16 protein-coding genes, 1 tRNA gene and 1 pseudogene are annotated in these 16,378 nt (G+C 58.7%); 7 read left to right on the top strand and 11 right to left on the bottom strand.

Features of this window, described 5'->3' with window-relative positions:
* Positions 1–9: 9 nt before the first annotated feature.
* Entirely contained in the window at positions 10–1,233 is a 1,224-nt protein-coding gene (locus CIK76_RS14415; RefSeq protein WP_096287617.1) for a multidrug effflux MFS transporter, read from the bottom strand.
* A 258-nt stretch (positions 1,234–1,491) separates the two neighbouring features.
* A complete protein-coding gene (locus CIK76_RS19445; protein WP_176484229.1) occupies positions 1,492–1,650 on the bottom strand; it encodes a hypothetical protein in 159 nt (52 codons plus the stop codon).
* On the opposite strand from CIK76_RS19445, the gene CIK76_RS14410 reads away from it, so the two are divergent.
* Complete coding sequence (locus tag CIK76_RS14410; protein ID WP_096287615.1) at positions 1,649–2,029, top strand: VOC family protein; 381 nt, start codon at positions 1,649–1,651, stop codon at positions 2,027–2,029. The two genes, CIK76_RS19445 and CIK76_RS14410, sit on opposite strands and share 2 nt — an antisense overlap.
* 235 nt (positions 2,030–2,264) lie before the next feature.
* Positions 2,265–2,540, top strand: coding sequence for a hypothetical protein (locus CIK76_RS14405; protein ID WP_141393569.1), 276 nt, complete (start codon positions 2,265–2,267; stop codon positions 2,538–2,540).
* A gap of 126 nt (positions 2,541–2,666) precedes the next feature.
* Here CIK76_RS14405 and CIK76_RS19440 read toward each other — a convergent pair whose 3' ends face one another.
* Both CIK76_RS19440 and CIK76_RS14395 read right to left on the bottom strand, forming a co-directional pair.
* Complete coding sequence (locus tag CIK76_RS19440) at positions 2,667–2,963, bottom strand: DUF4190 domain-containing protein (protein ID WP_176484228.1); 297 nt, start codon at positions 2,961–2,963, stop codon at positions 2,667–2,669.
* A gap of 545 nt (positions 2,964–3,508) precedes the next feature.
* The gene (locus CIK76_RS14395; protein WP_096287609.1) at positions 3,509–4,348 is read right to left on the bottom strand and encodes a MerR family transcriptional regulator; all 840 of its coding nucleotides are present in this window, start codon (positions 4,346–4,348) and stop codon (positions 3,509–3,511) included.
* A 458-nt stretch (positions 4,349–4,806) separates the two neighbouring features.
* Here CIK76_RS14395 and CIK76_RS14390 point away from each other — a divergent pair, with 458 nt between their 5' ends.
* From CIK76_RS14390 to CIK76_RS14375, 4 genes are all read left to right on the top strand, one after another.
* Positions 4,807–5,883 carry a histidine kinase gene (locus CIK76_RS14390; RefSeq protein ID WP_096287607.1) on the top strand — a complete coding sequence of 359 codons (1,077 nt, stop codon included), beginning with the start codon at positions 4,807–4,809 and terminating at the stop codon, positions 5,881–5,883.
* A 17-nt stretch (positions 5,884–5,900) separates the two neighbouring features.
* A complete protein-coding gene (locus CIK76_RS14385; RefSeq protein WP_096287799.1) occupies positions 5,901–6,563 on the top strand; it encodes a response regulator transcription factor in 663 nt (220 codons plus the stop codon).
* Between the two features lie 113 nt (positions 6,564–6,676).
* A complete protein-coding gene (locus CIK76_RS14380) occupies positions 6,677–7,543 on the top strand; it encodes a CPBP family intramembrane glutamic endopeptidase (protein WP_096287605.1) in 867 nt (288 codons plus the stop codon).
* Positions 7,544–7,851: 308 nt separating this feature from the next.
* On the top strand, positions 7,852–8,169 hold the full coding sequence (locus tag CIK76_RS14375) for a hypothetical protein (protein ID WP_096287603.1): 318 nt from the start codon (positions 7,852–7,854) through the stop codon (positions 8,167–8,169).
* A 286-nt stretch (positions 8,170–8,455) separates the two neighbouring features.
* On the opposite strand, the gene CIK76_RS14370 is transcribed toward CIK76_RS14375, so the two are convergent.
* The 7 genes and pseudogenes from CIK76_RS14370 to CIK76_RS14340 form a co-directional block, all read right to left on the bottom strand.
* Positions 8,456–9,292, bottom strand: coding sequence for a serine hydrolase domain-containing protein (locus CIK76_RS14370; protein WP_096287601.1), 837 nt, complete (start codon positions 9,290–9,292; stop codon positions 8,456–8,458).
* Positions 9,293–9,416: 124 nt separating this feature from the next.
* Entirely contained in the window at positions 9,417–10,112 is a 696-nt protein-coding gene (locus CIK76_RS14365; protein ID WP_217990399.1) for an Abi family protein, read from the bottom strand.
* 520 nt (positions 10,113–10,632) lie between these two features.
* The gene (locus tag CIK76_RS14360; RefSeq protein WP_176484227.1) at positions 10,633–11,112 is read right to left on the bottom strand and encodes a GNAT family N-acetyltransferase; all 480 of its coding nucleotides are present in this window, start codon (positions 11,110–11,112) and stop codon (positions 10,633–10,635) included.
* Positions 11,113–11,626: 514 nt separating this feature from the next.
* Complete coding sequence (locus CIK76_RS14355; RefSeq protein ID WP_141393567.1) at positions 11,627–12,070, bottom strand: hypothetical protein; 444 nt, start codon at positions 12,068–12,070, stop codon at positions 11,627–11,629.
* 209 nt (positions 12,071–12,279) lie between these two features.
* Positions 12,280–13,014 carry a DNA-binding protein gene (locus CIK76_RS14350; protein ID WP_096287595.1) on the bottom strand — a complete coding sequence of 245 codons (735 nt, stop codon included), beginning with the start codon at positions 13,012–13,014 and terminating at the stop codon, positions 12,280–12,282.
* Between the two features lie 241 nt (positions 13,015–13,255).
* Positions 13,256–14,001, bottom strand: a pseudogene (locus CIK76_RS14345) (SUMF1/EgtB/PvdO family nonheme iron enzyme).
* Positions 14,002–14,253: 252 nt separating this feature from the next.
* Complete coding sequence (locus CIK76_RS14340; protein ID WP_096287593.1) at positions 14,254–16,041, bottom strand: ABC-F family ATP-binding cassette domain-containing protein; 1,788 nt, start codon at positions 16,039–16,041, stop codon at positions 14,254–14,256.
* A 188-nt stretch (positions 16,042–16,229) separates the two neighbouring features.
* On the opposite strand from CIK76_RS14340, the gene CIK76_RS14335 reads away from it, so the two are divergent.
* Positions 16,230–16,304, top strand: a tRNA-Gln gene (locus CIK76_RS14335).
* Positions 16,305–16,378 lie beyond the last annotated feature (74 nt).

Raw genomic sequence — 16,378 nt, 5'->3', positions numbered from 1 at the left:
AGGCTTCTGCTAGTGACTTCCGAGATCGGTGATCGCCGGGGCGCGCTTAATGCTCACTCCTACGATGATAAAGGCTACCAAGGAGATGCCCAGAAGGAATCCCAGCCATGCCCCCGTGGATATCCCCACGGCAAGCCCCGCCAAGGGCGTAGCCGCCGAGGAAATGATCAGCTGGAAAGCTCCCAGGAGCGCAGCGGTTGAACCAAGCGCGGTATTCTGCGAAGCCATTGCCAAGGCCATCAACGTCGCTTCGGCTATTCCGACTCCGAGGAGTGCAACAAACATGCCGATGACAATGCCTGCGAGACCCAACCCAATACCTGAGAGAATTAGGCCGATCAGCGCGCCGAGTGCGATCAAGATAGTGCCAAAGACGCCGAGTTTGCCGGCGCCGAATTTACCTACCGTGCGCCCGGCAATAATTGCACCGAACATCACGGCGAGCCCGGTTCCACCGAAAACAAGGCCAAAGGTATCTGAACTGAGTCCAAACTCCCCCTGGTAGATGAAGGGCGCCCCGCCGATGTAGGCGAAGAGGAAAAAGAACACTGCCGAGAGGCCTAAGGCCGGTAGCAGGAATTGCCCATCCCGTGCGATGCGTCCGTAGGTGCGCATCACTTGGCCCAACCGCAACGACGTTCTGGATTCCGCTGGAAGCGTCTCGCGCAAGCTCACCGTTGAGTTCGCAAACGCGATTGCTGCGAGCCCGGCCAAGACCAGAAGCACTGCACGCCACCCGAAGTGCTGGTCGACGAAGCCACCGACCGTGGGAGCCAATACCGGAGCCAAGCCTTCGATCGTCATGAGCAAGGCAAAGAGCTGCGCGGCTCGGACACCTTGCGCTGCATCTCGAACCATGCTCAGGGCCACGACTAGGGTCAGGGCTGCTGCCAGACCCTGCAACGTGCGCGCGATCAAGAGTATGCCCATTGATGGACTCATGGCAGCCCATACGGAGGACAGCAGGAAAACGACCAGGGCGGCCAACAGCGGTCGCCGGCGCCCGAAAGCGTCAGTAATCGGCCCGAATACCAGCTGGCCTGCACCCATGGCCAGCAAGTAAACGGTCAAAGTGAGCTGGCCTGAAGCCGCCGTGGCATTTAGATGCTCCACCACATCGGGCAGGGACGACAGATACATATCCGTGCCCGCCGGACCTAGCACCGTCACGAGCGCCAATGAGATAGCAAACCATGCCCCCACCTTGAGGGGACGGGAAATTGTAGTAGTCATGCAAACGCCTTCTAAATCAAGAAACTTGCCTACCTATCGGTAGGTAGGTTAAAAAATATCTGGAAAATTTCCAGATGGCTACCTCGAAACCGAAAATGTGAGGAGTGACGCACGACATGAATTGCTTGGATCGAAGAGGAGAGTGGCGTAGTGGAAGTGCGGCGCTCGCCGGATGAGTGGGAGCTTTTCCATATACGGCATCACATCTTGCTGGGTGTACTGTGAATCGCAGAGATCAACGGCGGGATTCTCGCAAAGCTATTTGGCGGCGGCGCGCTCAGAGTTGTCCGGTTGGCGATCGGCGCCTGAAGCGATGGGATCCTGACGGTTTGCCGGCCCGTGCGAGTTCCAGCCACGCGGGCTTGCCACGAATTCGAAAGCCGCACGGTCGGCGAGCAGGAAGCGGGTGGAGTGCATGGCTAGTCGAATCGCGGACATCGTGATCAAGGCACGGAATCCGGAACGCTTGGCTCGTTTTTGGTGCGCCGCGCTCGGCTACCGGATCACGGGGGCGGACGAGACGGGAGTCGCGGTCTCCGGAGCTGCAAATGCCCCGACGATGCTGTTCCTGCGTACGGACGACGACGTGCGCGGAACCGAAACGTTGCACTTCGATCTGTGTCCGACAGATAGCGGCCAGGCGGAAGAGCTGGAACGGCTCCTGTCGTTGGGGGCGACGCCGACTGATGTTGTCCCGTCGGGCAGTTGGCAAGTTCTCGCTGACCCGGAGGGCAACAAATTCTGCCTCATGGCCAAACGCATCGCACCGGAGCCAGCGGACTTCCATGATTCATGATGCCGCAACGGGCCGGCGGCGGTGGCTAGGCCGCCTGCGCGAACCGGCAACCACGGTGATTGACCACCCGGCATGGTTTGTGAAGTAAGAGACTGCCTGACTGCGCAAGCGGCTCCCGAGATGCGAGCACATTAGAGTCAACGTCCAGCGGTTCTTCGGCCATGCTCGGCGCCAGAAAACAAGTGCAGGGTATACGGAACCCTCACCAGATGCGATTCTACGGTTCAAATAATTCATGCCGACCAGGCAACTGGCTGTTCTAGAACTCCACCGCACAGCCTTGTATCTTGGTGCCATGCGCGGCATGGGAACTGTCCACGCCGAACCGCGCGCCTCGGTGAGTTCGCCCTGCTATCGGGTCAATTTTTGGTCGCAACCGCACCCCGGGAATGCGTGGAACCTGGATGCCTATGCGCTCGTTGAGGTGCAGGGTGTATCCCAGGCGCTCCGGTGGGTGGACGAACAGGCGGACTATCCGGGGCTTTCGGCATTCCGCGAAAGACCCGGATAGTCCGCCTGATGGGAAACAACCTCAATGCCGATGAAGCCGTTGAGATGGGAAGCATCAATAAATAGGAAACGAACCCTCGGGCTGGCTTTACCGCCGGCCAAGAAACCTTGCTCGTCAAATACGGCGTCAGGCCATGTAGGACTGGATCAACAGTGGGATGGCAGTCAGAATTGAATAGAACGAGAGGGCGGCAACGGCGTATCCGATCACGAGCGCAACGATTGCGAGCCAGCGGCCGCGACCGCCCTGCCGGGTGATCTGGTTTAGCGAAACGTGGCCCGCGCCCACCGCAAAGATCGCCAGACCCGAGTTGCCAAGGAACCACATGCTCAAAAGGGTTAAGGCCGCAAGGGCTAGGGCCGCGACGGACAGCTTGTTCAGTGATTCCGAGCCCGTGTGTGGCGACACTCTTTGCGTTGCCATGGTTCCTCCATCGTTTGCTGTTAGTGCTGAGCCTAGACGTTGATGCCCTCGAAGGCCAGAAAGGCAGCTGGTGCTTGTCTGCCCGTCGGTGAGGGCCGCCGAAGACGCAGGAAGCAGCGGCCAGTGAAGATTGCCAGCAACTCTCGAATTGAATCCTTGTCCATGCTCGGGTTGGTATGCTCCGGCACCATGGAGTGCTTGTGGTCCGTCGTGGAAGACAGTGTTCTGTTTCCTGAACGGCAACGTGATTTCCTTTTTGCAATCCGTTTGAAGGGGTGCTGGCTTAGACCGCTCCAAAAGGGGTGCTCCACGTTGATTTGTCCCGTAGGCCGGTCGCTGGCCGGGACCCGAACCCATGGCGCGGCGAAGCCCTGTTTCCAACAAGTGCTCGGTCCGCTAGGGGCACCCGCAACGGGCACGTTCTCGGGCCGGGCCATCGACATGCTGCTCCCAAGCGCGATATCTGAACCAAGGTGCCGCAAGGAACCTCGACTGGCGCAACGGATATCTGAGCAGACTTCCTTGTTCAGGACGAGGGGCCTTGTTCAAGAATCGGGTGACTGGCTGGCGGCGAGTTCTTCGGCCAATTCCATGCAGCGCAGGCGGGCCGGGGAGAAATCATAGGGCATCTTTCCAATAGCTTCGATTGCGCTCATGGTCTCTGGCCCCGTGCCAGGGTCTTGGTCGACTCCGCTCTCATCTTCATCTTCGTTCTCGGGGTGCAACGCGTCCCAGGAGTCGACGATCGCTTCGTCGCTCAGCGCCAGGCTGGAACCCTCGATGACTGCGTGCAGCTGCAATTCGAATGCGTGCCGTTTGGCAGCCACCAGTGCCACACGCGGGTCCTCGGCAGCGATCGTGTCATCGAGTGCCTCCTCGGCGATATCAACACGGTCGGATTCTTCTTGCAGACCCGGGTGGGTCGCTATGGCAATGAAACGGGTGGCTTGGAGGGCCGCGCCGAGCGGGCCGAAGATCCGCTCTGTGACCAGCAGGCTGTCCAGATCCGCCTGGCGCAGGGAGCCCTTGGGCAGGGGCTTGAGGCGGCAGGTGACGAAGTCGGAAAGTAATCCCATTCTGCCATCTGGGGTGCGCATGCGTTGCGCGATAGCGGCGTTTTGCACGCTGTCGGCACCAACAGGAGCCGTGCCGGCAAAGGCGTCACGGATCTTCTCCGAGGCGAACCCGGCGCCGGTCATCTTGTGGATCCACAGCAGCCGGATCATGTCTTCGTAGCCGTATCGGGGGCGGTCATCGCTGCCCCGTTCGGGCTCGGGGAGCAGGCCAATCTCGTGATAGCGACGGATGGCCTGCGGTGTGGTGCCGACGAATGCTGCCGCGTCGCCGATATTGACCTGACGCGGCGGGATAAAGGACGAATGCAAAACGGGACCTTCCTTAGTGGATCGAATCGTGACGCCAAATGCCTCACCGCTGAAAACTCAACCGCCGGACTGACTCCAAGGGGCAACCACGATCATTGTTTTCGCTGCAAGATCGTGCTCACCTTGTAGGCTACAGCCATTCGCCACGGGGTCGCGGCTGTCAACACGCGAGGCGGTTACAGCGGAGACTGCCTCAAGGTCAACGTATCCACTCGGTTTGGCGGCATTTACTTCCGCACCGCAGTACTCGGATCATTGACCTACATCATCCGGATCTGCCGCCGGCGTCAGCGAAGCAACCTTCCTGTGCCCGCTCGCAGGCCCTTGGGGGAACGCCGGCAGATGGAACCGTCATCGCGGCGCTGCCCGCCGCGGCATCACCTGCGCCCTGGGCATCCGGGTACGATTTTGGGATGAAGACTGTCCGATTTCCGGTGGCGCAACTCAAGTAGGAAGTCGTGTCCGCTGTCGTTCTCATCGGCTTGTCGTTCGTGCCGGGTGTGGCGCAGCAGGGGCTCGAGCTGGCCGCGTCGCCCGATCACCCGCTCAATCCGCTCGGCGTTTGTCTGATCGTGATCCAGGGAGGCTCGGTCGCGATACTGCGCCGCTGGCCGCAGTGGTCTTTGGCGCTGGCCTTTGCGGCGTTCGCGGCGTACCAATTGCTCGGGTTCCCCACCACCTTCGCCGCCCTCGGCCTGCTCGTTGCCCTGGTGGGCGCGGGGGCATTGGTCCAGCGGCACCGGATGCTGACTTCGCTGCTCGTCCTAGGCGGCTATGCCGCGCTCGTCGCGGCGCTGATTCCGCTCGACGCGTCCCTGACAGTCTCCGACGCGCTGGCCTTCGGAGCGCTTCTGGCGGCGCTGTGGTTCTTCGGCTCGTGGCTCCGATCGCAGGCCGCGATGCGTCGCAGCCGCACCGAGGCGGCCGAACGGGAGACGATCACGGCCGAACGGGCGCGGATCGCCCACGAGCTGCACGACGTGGTCGCCCATCATGTGACCGCGATGGTGGTGCAGGCCGAGGCCGGTCAGTTTCGTCCGAATCTCGATCGGGGGACGCTGGATCTGCTGGCCTCCATCGCCGACGGGGGCAGAACCACGCTGGAGGACTTGCGCAGCCTGCTCGGGGCGCTGGACGGGAAGGCTGAGAGCACCCGTGCGCCCGCCGAGCAGCAGGTTAGCGACGTCGTCGCACGGGCCCGCTCGGCCGGTCAGCTAGTCGAATTCGTGGAACGCGGCGAGCGGCGCCCATTGACGGGAGCCACCGGACTGGTGATAGTCCGGGTGGTCCAAGAGAGTCTCACGAACGCGATGAAGCACTCGCGCGACGGTGCCGCAACGGTGGAAGTCGCCTACGGCCAACATGAGATCATGGTCGAAGTGGCCAGTTCCGGCCGCCGCCGCAAGAGAATGGCATCAGTATCGGGAGGCCGGGGGATCATCGGTATGCGTGAACGGGTGGAACTGGCAGGCGGGGAGCTGCAGGCCGAACCGGTGGACCAGCGGTTCGTGGTGCGCGTGCGGATTCCGCGGTGAGCGCGGCCGCGGCGAACATGCCGATCCGCGTCGTGATCTGCGATGACCAAGAGCTTGTGCGCGCCGGATTCGCGACGATCATCAATGCCCAGCCCGATCTTGCGGTTATCGGCGAGGCGGCAGACGGGGAAGAAGCCGTACGGGTCACCCGCCGCGAATGCCCCGATGTCGTAGTGATGGACATCCGCATGCCGCTGCTGGACGGGATCGAAGCGACCAGGAGAATAGCCGGGCCGCAGGTTTCGGATGCCGCACGCGTCCTGGTGGTGACCACATTCTCCTTGGACTCTCTGGTGTACGACGCGCTGCGTGCCGGAGCGAGCGGCTTCCTGCTCAAAGATGCCAGGCCTGCCGAGCTGGCGGCGGCCATCCGGACCATCGCTGCCGGCGACTCGCTGATCGCACCGGCGGTGACCAGATCCTTGATCGGACGCTACGCTGACCGGCTGCGGCCCTCCGCGCAGGATGCTGCGATCTTCGAAGCGCTCACCGCACGGGAACGCGAAGTGCTGATCCTCATCGCCGAGGGGCTGTCAAACGCTGAGATCGCGGCCCAACTGGTGATCAGCCATGAGACGGTGAAGACCTATGTGTCGCGCATCCTGACCAAGCTTGAGGTGCGTGACCGGGTGCAGGCCGTAGTGCTCGCGCACAGAACGGGACTCGCCGCCTGGTCCTGAGGGTCCCCCGAGCGAGGGATCCCAAGTGTCCGCTCGCGGGGGATTTGCCGTGTTCTCGAACGCCGTAACGTCATGCTCACACCCCGAAATCGAGTATGGGATAAGGAGCAAAAATGACTAAGTCCACGCAGGACCTCAAGCCAGCATCCAAGCGCGGGGTCAAGGACCCCGGAACGCGTTCCTGGATCAAAACGGCCATTATGGTCACCGGATTAGCCGTGGCGATGCTGGCGACTAACGCCATCGTCGCCTGGCCGCGCAACCCTGTGGCCGCGCTGGCCATCGGCCCCATCCTGGCTGCTGCCATGATCTGCCTGTACATCTGGACCGGTCGAAGGGTCGAACGCCGCAAGGTAGAAGAATTCCCATCGGACCACGGCGTCCGCCACCTGCTGGCCGGCACAGGGCTCGGAGTGCTGATGTCCGGCGCGACGGTGGGCATCCTCGCCCTCTGCGGCGCGTACACGATCACCGGCTGGGGGTCCATATCCGGCATGCTGGCCGTCGCCGGAATGATGTGCGCGATCGCCGTTTCGGAAGAAGTCTTCTTCCGCGGAGTCGTGTTCCGCCTGCTGCGCGGCCGCTGGGGCACAGCCGTGGCACTTGGCGCCTCGGCGATCCTCTTCGGGCTCGTTCACCTGGTGAATCCGGATGCTTCGCTGCCGGGCGCCTTCGCCATCATGATCGAAGCCGGAATCATGCTGGGCGCCGCATACCTTGCCACCGGATCGCTTTGGCTGGCGATCGGAGTGCACTTCGGCTGGAACTTTGCGACAACGGGCCTTTTCGGATCGATCACCTCGGGTTCCGAGGCCCGCGATTCGCTGGTCACCGCGGTGACCAGCGGACCGGACTGGCTTTCCGGGGGAAGCTTCGGGCCGGAAGCCAGCATCGTCGCCATCTTGGTGTGCTCGGTGGCTACCGTGGTGTTCCTGGCCGTTGCGCGTCGTCGGGACCGGCTTTCGCCTCCACGTCGCTGATCGCCCGGGGCCGAATCATTATGCCGGGCCGGGGCTCGGTATTTGACCGAGTGCAGTGATTCGTGGGGCAGAAAAAGTCCCTCATCCAGAAGCCCTGGACCGTGCCGGGACACAGACAACCGATCCAGCGAACTGTCTGGCCGGTCTCCCGCGGCCAAGGGCATCGACTGCCGTCCGGTATCCGGCTGGGCCGCCCCGACACGGAGAACCCCCGGTGCGCCAAAGCGGGAATAATAGGGATTGGACTCGAAGTTGCTCATCCGGCGGCTCTGGGAATCCGTTCGGAACGGCTGTAATTAGGAGTGCGAATGCCAAGAGATTTCAATAAGCTACTCGGGGTTCTTGGCGGTTTGACGCTGCTGGGCCTTAATGTCGCAGTCGTAGCATTTTTCTTTCTCTGGCAGATTGCGGACAGCGCCGCCGTCAATCGAATGGAGGCGGCCGCTGGAGTCGATCCCGCCCAGATGCTACCCAATGCGAATCCGTTATGGATTGCAGCTCATGCTTCACTGCTCATGGTGCTGGCCGCTGATGTACTGGCCGTGGTGTTCGCCGTGATGCTGGTGAAAACACTCCACCGTACTCGCTCAGGCGTCGTTGCGGCTTCGGGCCAATCCGTCTTTTAGCGCTGATTTAGGTAGGGGGATTGCGCGAGTTGCCGCTGACAGCTTGGACCCAAAACTTGTAGACGAGCTCGGCGCTCGAACCGCGGAGTCGCTGTGCGGCAAACAGTGTCGGGACAACTAATCGCAGACCATGCCAATTCATTCATTTCGAATCGAGAACCAGCGAGGCGCACTTTTCCAAACGGAACAGTCGCACCGTTCCGGAAGGTGGGCGCTGGCCTGCCGCCAGATCTAAGGTGTGGCATGACCCTGATTGCGATAACTGATCGTTCCGATTGAGGAACCTTTACTGGGACACCGTGAGATCATCGTTGGTCACAGCGGCCACGCATCGACGAATCAAATCGTGATCTTCACCTTCCTGCGCGCTCGTATCTCCGCACCAGCGGGAACCATCGGAACTGACTGCAGCGAAGTGATTAAACCCTGGACCTTGCCCACCATGCCCAACAATTACTGGAGGTAGACCGCGCGTCATAAGTCCCAGCCCGTATCCAGCTTCCGGCGACATCGGATGATTCTGCGGAGCACCAACCAAATGGGTTTTCGACATTGTTTCAGGCACGGCCGACCCCAGCTCGTTTCGCATGATTAACGCAATTCCACGTGCAGCTTCATCGGGTGTGGCTGCGAAAGTTCCGGTGTACACCCATCCTGGGTGGTAGTTGCGCAGTTTCTCAGTGATCGCGGGATGATTGCATTGTTCCCAATCATCAAGGGAATCAAAAGGAGAGGCTTGAATACCAAGAGGGCTAAAGATCAAGTTGTCGAGCACGTTGTAAAAAGGCTTCTGGTGGAAATCTTCGAGAGCTAAGCGTAGAAGTAGGTACCCGATATTTGAATAGTTAAATCCGCCAGGGTTTTGCACCTCTGCACGCGCAATGATGTCCATTGCGTCCCAAGGTTCTGCGGCGTTCTCTACTGCAGCTCGATAGTCCGGCCAAACAAAATAATCATTGAGCCCGGAACGGTGTGAGAGCAAGTCTTCGAACGACAGAGATTTCAAATGCGCTGGTAGCCAGACCAGGCGATCACCGATGTGTAGTTGCGGATTAAACGTCAAGAGAACAGCGGCGGCGGTGTAGGATTTCGCGATGCTGTAGATAGGGACAGTGTGCTGCATATCTCCATCCTGCCATCAGTCTAGGACAAGAGGGATAAGTGCCCACCTGAATTGATTTCCTGAACGATCGATTTCGATGCGCACAAGAGGAACGTCTACCGGGACACTCCAATACACTAAACCCTTATGGGCGCGTCCCCAGAATCGTGGCGACGTCGCTGTTGGCTTGGAGATGCTCCAGCGCATCGGTAGACAGCAATCGCACCAGATAGACGATTCGGCGACGTTCACCCTCCGAGCCACGGAGAATGTTCTCATGGTGGGCCACTCGGTTCCGAAAGCGACGAAGCGAGGCAAGTGAGTCGTTGAGTCGGTTCCGGTCTGTCCCTGGAGGGAACGCCTTGTGGAGATGGGGAACCCAGATCGTTTTTTCATGCGCGTCAGCCAAGAGATAGGTCCAGAAGCCGAACATGATCTCAGCGACTGTCTTCCCTGGCAATGGCGGGGCATGTGGCTTTGTTGCTGCGCTTGTTCGGGCGCGCTCGACGTTGCTCCTGGGAATCTTGTTCACGTCATGCAACCGACCGGTCAGCTTGTTTCGTCGCATCACAATGGGGAATAGGGCAAGTAGCGTAGCTGGGTCGGTCCAATGCGTGTCACCTGGGAGTGTCGCTGCTGCAAGTTGGCGGTCGCACGCGTTCCGCAGGCCGACTTCGAGGTGGCTGAGGTCGTGGAGAAAAGCGGCACTGAGCTTGGCGTTCCAGTCATATAGGTCCAGGGCGCGTGTGCGAGAGCCTCCCGCGACTTCGAGGTAGGTGGAAAAGCGGTCCATGCTCAGCCAGTTCTCGATCCAAGTATCGTTGCCCGATGCCTTCGCCATATGTCACCTTTCAAGGTAAGGTTGATTTGCAAGCCCTTGATGACCGCTGTTTCATGTTACTCGGGCCATGAATTGGAAACTCCGGTATTTCGCCTTGGCGGACCCGGAGTTTTTCTTTTCCCGAATCTCCCCCGTTTGGGGAACGCTTTGCGGGACGGCTATACAGAATTCAAAGTTACCTGTTCAGAGTCAGCCGATTCGTTTTTGTGCCGTCGCGGTTCCTCGAACGCGAGAACGCCAGTATCCCAGAAATATTGCTACTGCTCCGACTAAGAATAGAAGTACGTTGATGACGGTAGAGGCAATGCGATCATCGCCGGTCACTGACCAGCTGCTAAGCGTGCCAACAATGGCCAAGAGCAGCAGGACCGTTCCAATAGCCTTCAATCTTCCAGGTTTCATGTTCTCAGCCTAGCGACCTTGGAACTAGGAAAGAACGAGCCTATATAGGCTGGAGGCAACGTCGGCTCAAGAACCACCTGCGGGACATCGGCGGTTGGGTTTAGGCCGTAGCGGCCAACTAACAAATTTCCTTTAGCATCCGTCGCTCAATCTGGCCCGATAATTGGTCATGCTTCACCTGTTCAGTACCGACAAATCCAGATCCCTCGTAAACGGCAAGAGCACGACTGTTGTCATCGATGACCCATAGTTCCAGAGCCGCGCGACCGATACTCTTGGCGTATTCTTCAACGGCGACTAGCAGGCTACTTGCCACGCCACTGCCCCACACCTCGGGGGTGGCTGCAAGGTAGAAGATCTCTAGGCTTTCTTCGTGAGGTGCAAAGAGCGCGAATCCCACGCAGGAGTCTTCGCGGTTGGCAACGAGGAGTTTAGCTCCCTCCAGCTGTAATCGCCGTTGGATTCCAAGGATTTTTTCTTCGCCGGTAAGCGGCTCTGGACGTTGGTCGCGCACGGCTGTGGCGCGGGCCCAAATCAATGCGGCCTCATTGATTCCGTCTGGCTCAAGACTCAGGACCAACTGCAACTCATCATCCAAGCAATTCACCAAAACATTCTTTCACAGCACCCAGTGCCCGGAGAAGGAACGCTTTATGGGACAGCGGGGCTTCACCTCGATTTGGCCATCCCGTGAAAAGCTATAGTGTAAGAAAACCGAAGACCGACCGGGGGTAACGACATGGAAAGTGCCGACGTCATTATGATCGGCGTAATCGTGACAATCGGATTGATTGGCGCGGGCTTCTTCACGAAGAAGAAAAGTCGAGACTAGTCAGTTCACTTGCACTTCCGTGGATGTATCTACCAGGCCTCAGCGGAGGGCCAGCTCCATTGCCGTGATTACGCTCAGGGGGCATCAGAAGAGCTTCGCCTGCACCGGTCAAGGTTCCGCTACGGGACAGAATCAAGCCAAACCCGTCTCGTAGCAGGAACCCTCTACGGACAGCTAAGATCTTCGACAGCTACTTGGAACAGGAATATCAGTCGAGTCCAGCCTGAGGCATTAATTCGATATCAGAATTCGTGAATCTACAGTTGGCTCGTGCGACAACTTACGAGAGAGCTTCGCGGGTTTTTTCGCGGGTCGGTATAGATAGAAAAACAAGAGTGGCTAGAGCCATGCCAAACAGCAATACTAAGGAAAAAATGTAGAAGAATCCTGTATTGCTAGCAACAAAGGTAACCATTGGATTCTGATTCCTCGAAACGTATTCACCATGCTGAGCCGGTATCGACGTCAGAGTCAAAATCGAAAAACGTACGAGACACGCTATCGCTGATGCTATGGCAAGATAAAACGGGACATTCTTCGGCACATGCGCGCTGAAAGCCTCAAGTTTCGCTATTCGCTGTGCCGAAAGGATGAAGAATAAGGAACCCAGCGACAGAAAAATGATTTGCCCTGCCCATGACTGTATTGCTAGCAAGGACAAGATCGCCATCCCTGTACCTGACCAAGAGAGTAATCGAATACCGGCTGCTGATTTCGCGTTCATTCTTCACACCCTACCCGCGCTCGAAGCGTATAGAGCTGGTTCCGGTTAGTGCCTTGTTCATGGTCTGACTCATTGCAAAATAATTCATCATTTCTATCGCAACGGTTAGGTGGCCGGCTAAATGGGATTTGGTGGACACACCCTCTAACCTTGTATCCAGCGCAGGTTCCGTAAGCCTAACCTTCACTGGGCACAATCTCCCACCCTTTTCATGGGGTTCGGTTCACTCGTGCTGAGACGAGCCCGCTGACCGGTTCGCGGTTGATGATTTCTGTGACATCGCTGATTTCCGTGATCCAGTCATGGACTTCGGGTGCCACAAGCTTGAAGAGGGCGTTCATATCGGCCAAGCGCTCCGTGACACTGGTTGAGGCACTGGCAACCGGTTCGAGGTGGGCCAGCCGATTTCTTAAACTTACTGCCGATTCGAGAAACCTGGAGACGTCCGCCCGGGCTGTGCCGCGTGGGAAACCCCGATGTAGATAGGGGGTCCAGAGCGTGCTTTCTCGGACTCTCGGCGTGATGAGGAATTGCCAGAAGCCAAATGAGAGCCTGGCAATGACCATACCGTGGGTGGCGGCCGCTCCGACGTCACGTTGGGCTTGGCGGAGTAGTTTCAGGCCGTCGTTGTTTAATTTTTGCTGTCGCATGCGGACCCTTTGCGTACCGTTTTGCAGTTGCAGCCAGCCGGGCGTTGGTTGTGCTGCCCAGTCGGGAAAAGTCGGTGCCAACTGACCGTCAAGGGCATTGCGAACTGCGACTTCCACATGGGCTAGATCGCGAAGGATTGCCGAAGAGAGTTCAGAGTTCCAGGAGTAGATTTCCATGGCCAGCGAGTGATCACCTGAGGCCAACGCCAGATACTTGTCGTAGCGGTGTTGCGATAGCCATGCGATGGCCTGCCTGGGAGTGGGAACATTGGCATGTGGTAATCCTTCAGGCATAAGTAGTAGACTACAGGAGCACTACGGGATCGGTCCTCTGTTCAATGGTTCGCCATTCGAATAGGCAGCGTGGTGCATAGAAGGTATTGAAGGGCCCACGATGGTGGGCCCTTTCTTTCGTTAAGCCTCTTGTTCCGGATCTGGAACCAAAGTCCCTTTCAGTGCGTTTGCGCGTCCGTAAGAGGAACCTCCTGTGGGACACCAGCCACAATGTATATGGGCTGTCCTGCATTGGTCAGTCTCAGTATCGCCGGGGCGTCCACCCGGATGGCAGCATGCCAGTTATCTTTCCCCGTTCAGAATCAACCTCGGCTGACCAGCCTTGCGCTGCCTGTTCATCATCGAAAGCACCCCGCGCAATGCGCAGGCCAACGTCTGGGTGGCTCATCCCAGGCGCACCACCGCGACGCGTCGAAGCCCGCACGCTCCACGACTTATCAGCAAAACCTCCCCCGCGGAAGACTCGGTAATCGTCGTAGCGAGCCGGATCGAGTAGATCCCAGCACCATTCCCAGACGTTTCCAAGGGTGTCGTGGAGTCCGAAGGCATTGGGTAGTTTTTGGCCAACTTCTTTCGGGTTCTCTAGCTTGTCATCCGCTGTCCACCCAATGGCATCGAGGGGGCCATAGTGTGGCCCCACTGTGCCAGCGCGGCACGCGTATTCCCATTCGGCTTCGGTGGGCAGGCGGTATCCGGAGGCGTTAGTCTGCCAACTCACTTCGCCTGCCTCGAAGATGTATGCAGGGCAAGCCCTTCATTCATTGACGCTGCATTGCAAAACTTGATGGCTTCCAACCAATTGATATCTACCAGAGGTGCTTGGGAGCCTGTTTCGATTTGACCCATCAATTGCGCGTACTGCGCCGTGGTGACGGAGATGGCCCCAATCTCGAAAGGTTCTAGATCGACGGTCCAGCGGCGTTTCCGTCGAGCGTCGTGCAATTCCACTTGTCCGGCCGATAACGGACGGAGGTCAAAGGTAGGCATTCCATAATGTTCCCATACCGTCCCATAAGCCGGTCCCTATACGGGACAGGAGCTCAGCTGACTTCTGCTGTTTTCAAAACTTCGAGTATCCAACGATTTCGCATTCCCGTATACCCCGCCCGAGAAAATGCCCGGTGAACGGGGGCTAAGCGGGACACATTTCTGGGCGTTTGCTCCATAAAAATGGTGGCGCAGAAACCGAAGTTTCTGCGCCACCATTTCGTCTATTCAGGAAGAACCCGAAGCAGTTGACTAGTCGACTAATTCAGACAGTTCCAGCCAACGTTCTTCTAAGACGTCAACTTGTTCTCGAAGTTCACGAATCTCGGCAGTGATCTTGCCCAGACCTTCGAAGTCGCTTTGATCATGTGCTGCCAACTTTTCGTTCAGCTTGCTGATCTTCTGGTCGAGCTGGCCGACCTTGCGCACGTTCGCGTTCAGTTCTTTCTGCGCGGCTCGACGGTCAACGCCCGAGCCGCCCGCAGTTTTGCCGCCCTTTGCGGAAGCGCTTGTGGGGTTGCCCGAGCCCTTGGAGCTTTCTGAACTGCGCAGCTCCAGGTATTCATCTACGCCACCTGGCACATGACGGAAGTTTCCATCGAGGATTGCGTACTGCTGATCGGTGACGCGTTCTAGCAAGTAGCGGTCGTGGGAAACGACAATCAAGGTACCTGGCCAAGAATCCAACAGGTCTTCGAGGGCGGCCAGCATGTCGGTATCAACATCGTTAGTCGGCTCATCGAGGATCAGCACATTTGGCTCATCCATCAGGATCATCAGCAACTGAAGCCGGCGGCGCTGGCCACCGGATAGTTCCCGGACCTTGGTGGACAGATGTGCCGAGGAGAAGCCCAAGCGCTCCAAAAGCTGCGCCGGGGTCAGATCCTTGCCGTCCACATTAAAGGTAGTGCGGTAGCGGGCCAAGATCTCTCGGACCCGATCCTCGCCGATCTTTTCCAATTCACGGAACTGCTGGTCCAGCACCGCGAGCTTAACCGTCTGGCCGCGCTTGATCGTGCCGCCGGTAGGCAACACGGTTCCGGCAATCAGGCCCAAGAGAGTGGACTTGCCTGCGCCGTTGGCACCGAGCAGGCCGGTGCGCTCACCCGGGGCGATGCGCCAGGTGAAAGGCTTCAGGATGCGCTTCTCACCGAAGCTGACCTCGGTGTCCAGCAGGTCCACCACGTCCTTGCCCAGACGCGTGGTTGCCATCTTCTTCAGTTCCAGGGGATTGCGAACCGGTGGAACGTCGGCGATCAGCTGGTTTGCCGCTTCGATGCGGAACTTCGGTTTGGCGGTTCGCGCCGGGGCACCTCGGCGGAGCCAAGCGAGTTCCTTTTTCATCATGTTCTGGCGCTTGCCTTCGGTCACAGCCGCAATGCGATCACGTTCTACGCGCTGCAGGATGTACGCGGCGTAGCCACCCTCGAAGGGTTCGACCAGGCGGTCATGGACTTCCCAGGTGTCGGTGCAGACCTCGTCCAGGAACCAGCGGTCGTGGGTTACGACCATGAGCCCGCCCGAGTTCTTCGCCCAGCGATTCTTCACGTGATTTGCCAGCCACGAAATGCCTTCGACGTCCAAATGGTTGGTTGGCTCGTCGAGGATGACCACGTCCCAGTCCTGGACCAGCAATGCGGCCAAGGCGACGCGTCGTCGCTGGCCGCCGGAGAGGGTGGAAATCTTCGCTTCCCAATCCAAGTCCGCCACCAGGCCGGAAACCACATCGCGAATGCGTGCCTCGCCGGCCCATTCGTGGTTTTCCATGTCGCCGACCAGCGCGTAGTGCACGGTGGCGTCGGAATCCAAGGTATCGCTCTGGTCGAGCACACCGACGCGCACTCCGCTGCGTCTAGTCACGCGGCCTGAGTGCGGCTCGATCTTGCCCGCGAGCATGCGTAGTAGCGAAGATTTGCCTTCGCCGTTGCGTCCCACGAGCCCGATGCGGTCACCTTCGGAAATGCCGATGGTGACCGAGTCGAATACGACGTGAGTGGGATATTCCAGATGTAGGGTTTCGCCCCCGAGTAAATGAGCCACACCTCTAGTTTACGAAGCAGGGCAAATCGAGTCGGATCCGCATCACCTGGAACCGGTGATTTTTTGCCGGAGAACAGCTGAAAGGCCAAAAATAACGTTTCATAGGTGTGTTGTGCGATTTCACTCAGGACATGGATCGTGGCAGAATAATTAGCGTGCTAAACGGGTAAAGCCCGCGCGGTGCGTTTTCCGCCCTGGTGTAATGGCAACACGCCAGCCTTTGGAGCTGTGCATTGTAGGTTCGAATCCTACGGGCGGAACCACTTTGCTCAAGCGCCCCTTGCGGGCGCTTTTCTTTTTGGCGCCAGTTAAGCCGATCTTCTTCCGCGCGATAGAC

The sequence above is a fragment of the Glutamicibacter sp. BW80 genome (genome assembly GCF_002332385.1).
In the GTDB taxonomy this organism is placed as follows: domain Bacteria; phylum Actinomycetota; class Actinomycetes; order Actinomycetales; family Micrococcaceae; genus Glutamicibacter.
Note: the sequence above shows the minus strand (reverse complement) of the source record. Positions and strands in the feature narration are given on the sequence as shown.

Coding starts and splice junctions, on each gene's coding strand:
- CIK76_RS19445 (WP_176484229.1), bottom strand. CDS start 1,650: ATGCACTCCACCCGCTTCCTGCTCGCCGACCGTGCGGCTTTCGAATTC.
- CIK76_RS14365 (WP_217990399.1), bottom strand. CDS start 10,112: ATGGCGAAGGCATCGGGCAACGATACTTGGATCGAGAACTGGCTGAGC.
- CIK76_RS14380 (WP_096287605.1), top strand. CDS start 6,677: ATGACTAAGTCCACGCAGGACCTCAAGCCAGCATCCAAGCGCGGGGTC.
- CIK76_RS14410 (WP_096287615.1), top strand. CDS start 1,649: ATGGCTAGTCGAATCGCGGACATCGTGATCAAGGCACGGAATCCGGAA.
- CIK76_RS14355 (WP_141393567.1), bottom strand. CDS start 12,070: ATGAACGCGAAATCAGCAGCCGGTATTCGATTACTCTCTTGGTCAGGT.
- CIK76_RS14370 (WP_096287601.1), bottom strand. CDS start 9,292: ATGCAGCACACTGTCCCTATCTACAGCATCGCGAAATCCTACACCGCC.
- CIK76_RS14375 (WP_096287603.1), top strand. CDS start 7,852: ATGCCAAGAGATTTCAATAAGCTACTCGGGGTTCTTGGCGGTTTGACG.
- CIK76_RS14385 (WP_096287799.1), top strand. CDS start 5,901: ATGCCGATCCGCGTCGTGATCTGCGATGACCAAGAGCTTGTGCGCGCC.
- CIK76_RS14350 (WP_096287595.1), bottom strand. CDS start 13,014: ATGCCTGAAGGATTACCACATGCCAATGTTCCCACTCCCAGGCAGGCC.
- CIK76_RS14405 (WP_141393569.1), top strand. CDS start 2,265: ATGCCGACCAGGCAACTGGCTGTTCTAGAACTCCACCGCACAGCCTTG.
- CIK76_RS19440 (WP_176484228.1), bottom strand. CDS start 2,963: ATGGCAACGCAAAGAGTGTCGCCACACACGGGCTCGGAATCACTGAAC.
- CIK76_RS14415 (WP_096287617.1), bottom strand. CDS start 1,233: ATGACTACTACAATTTCCCGTCCCCTCAAGGTGGGGGCATGGTTTGCT.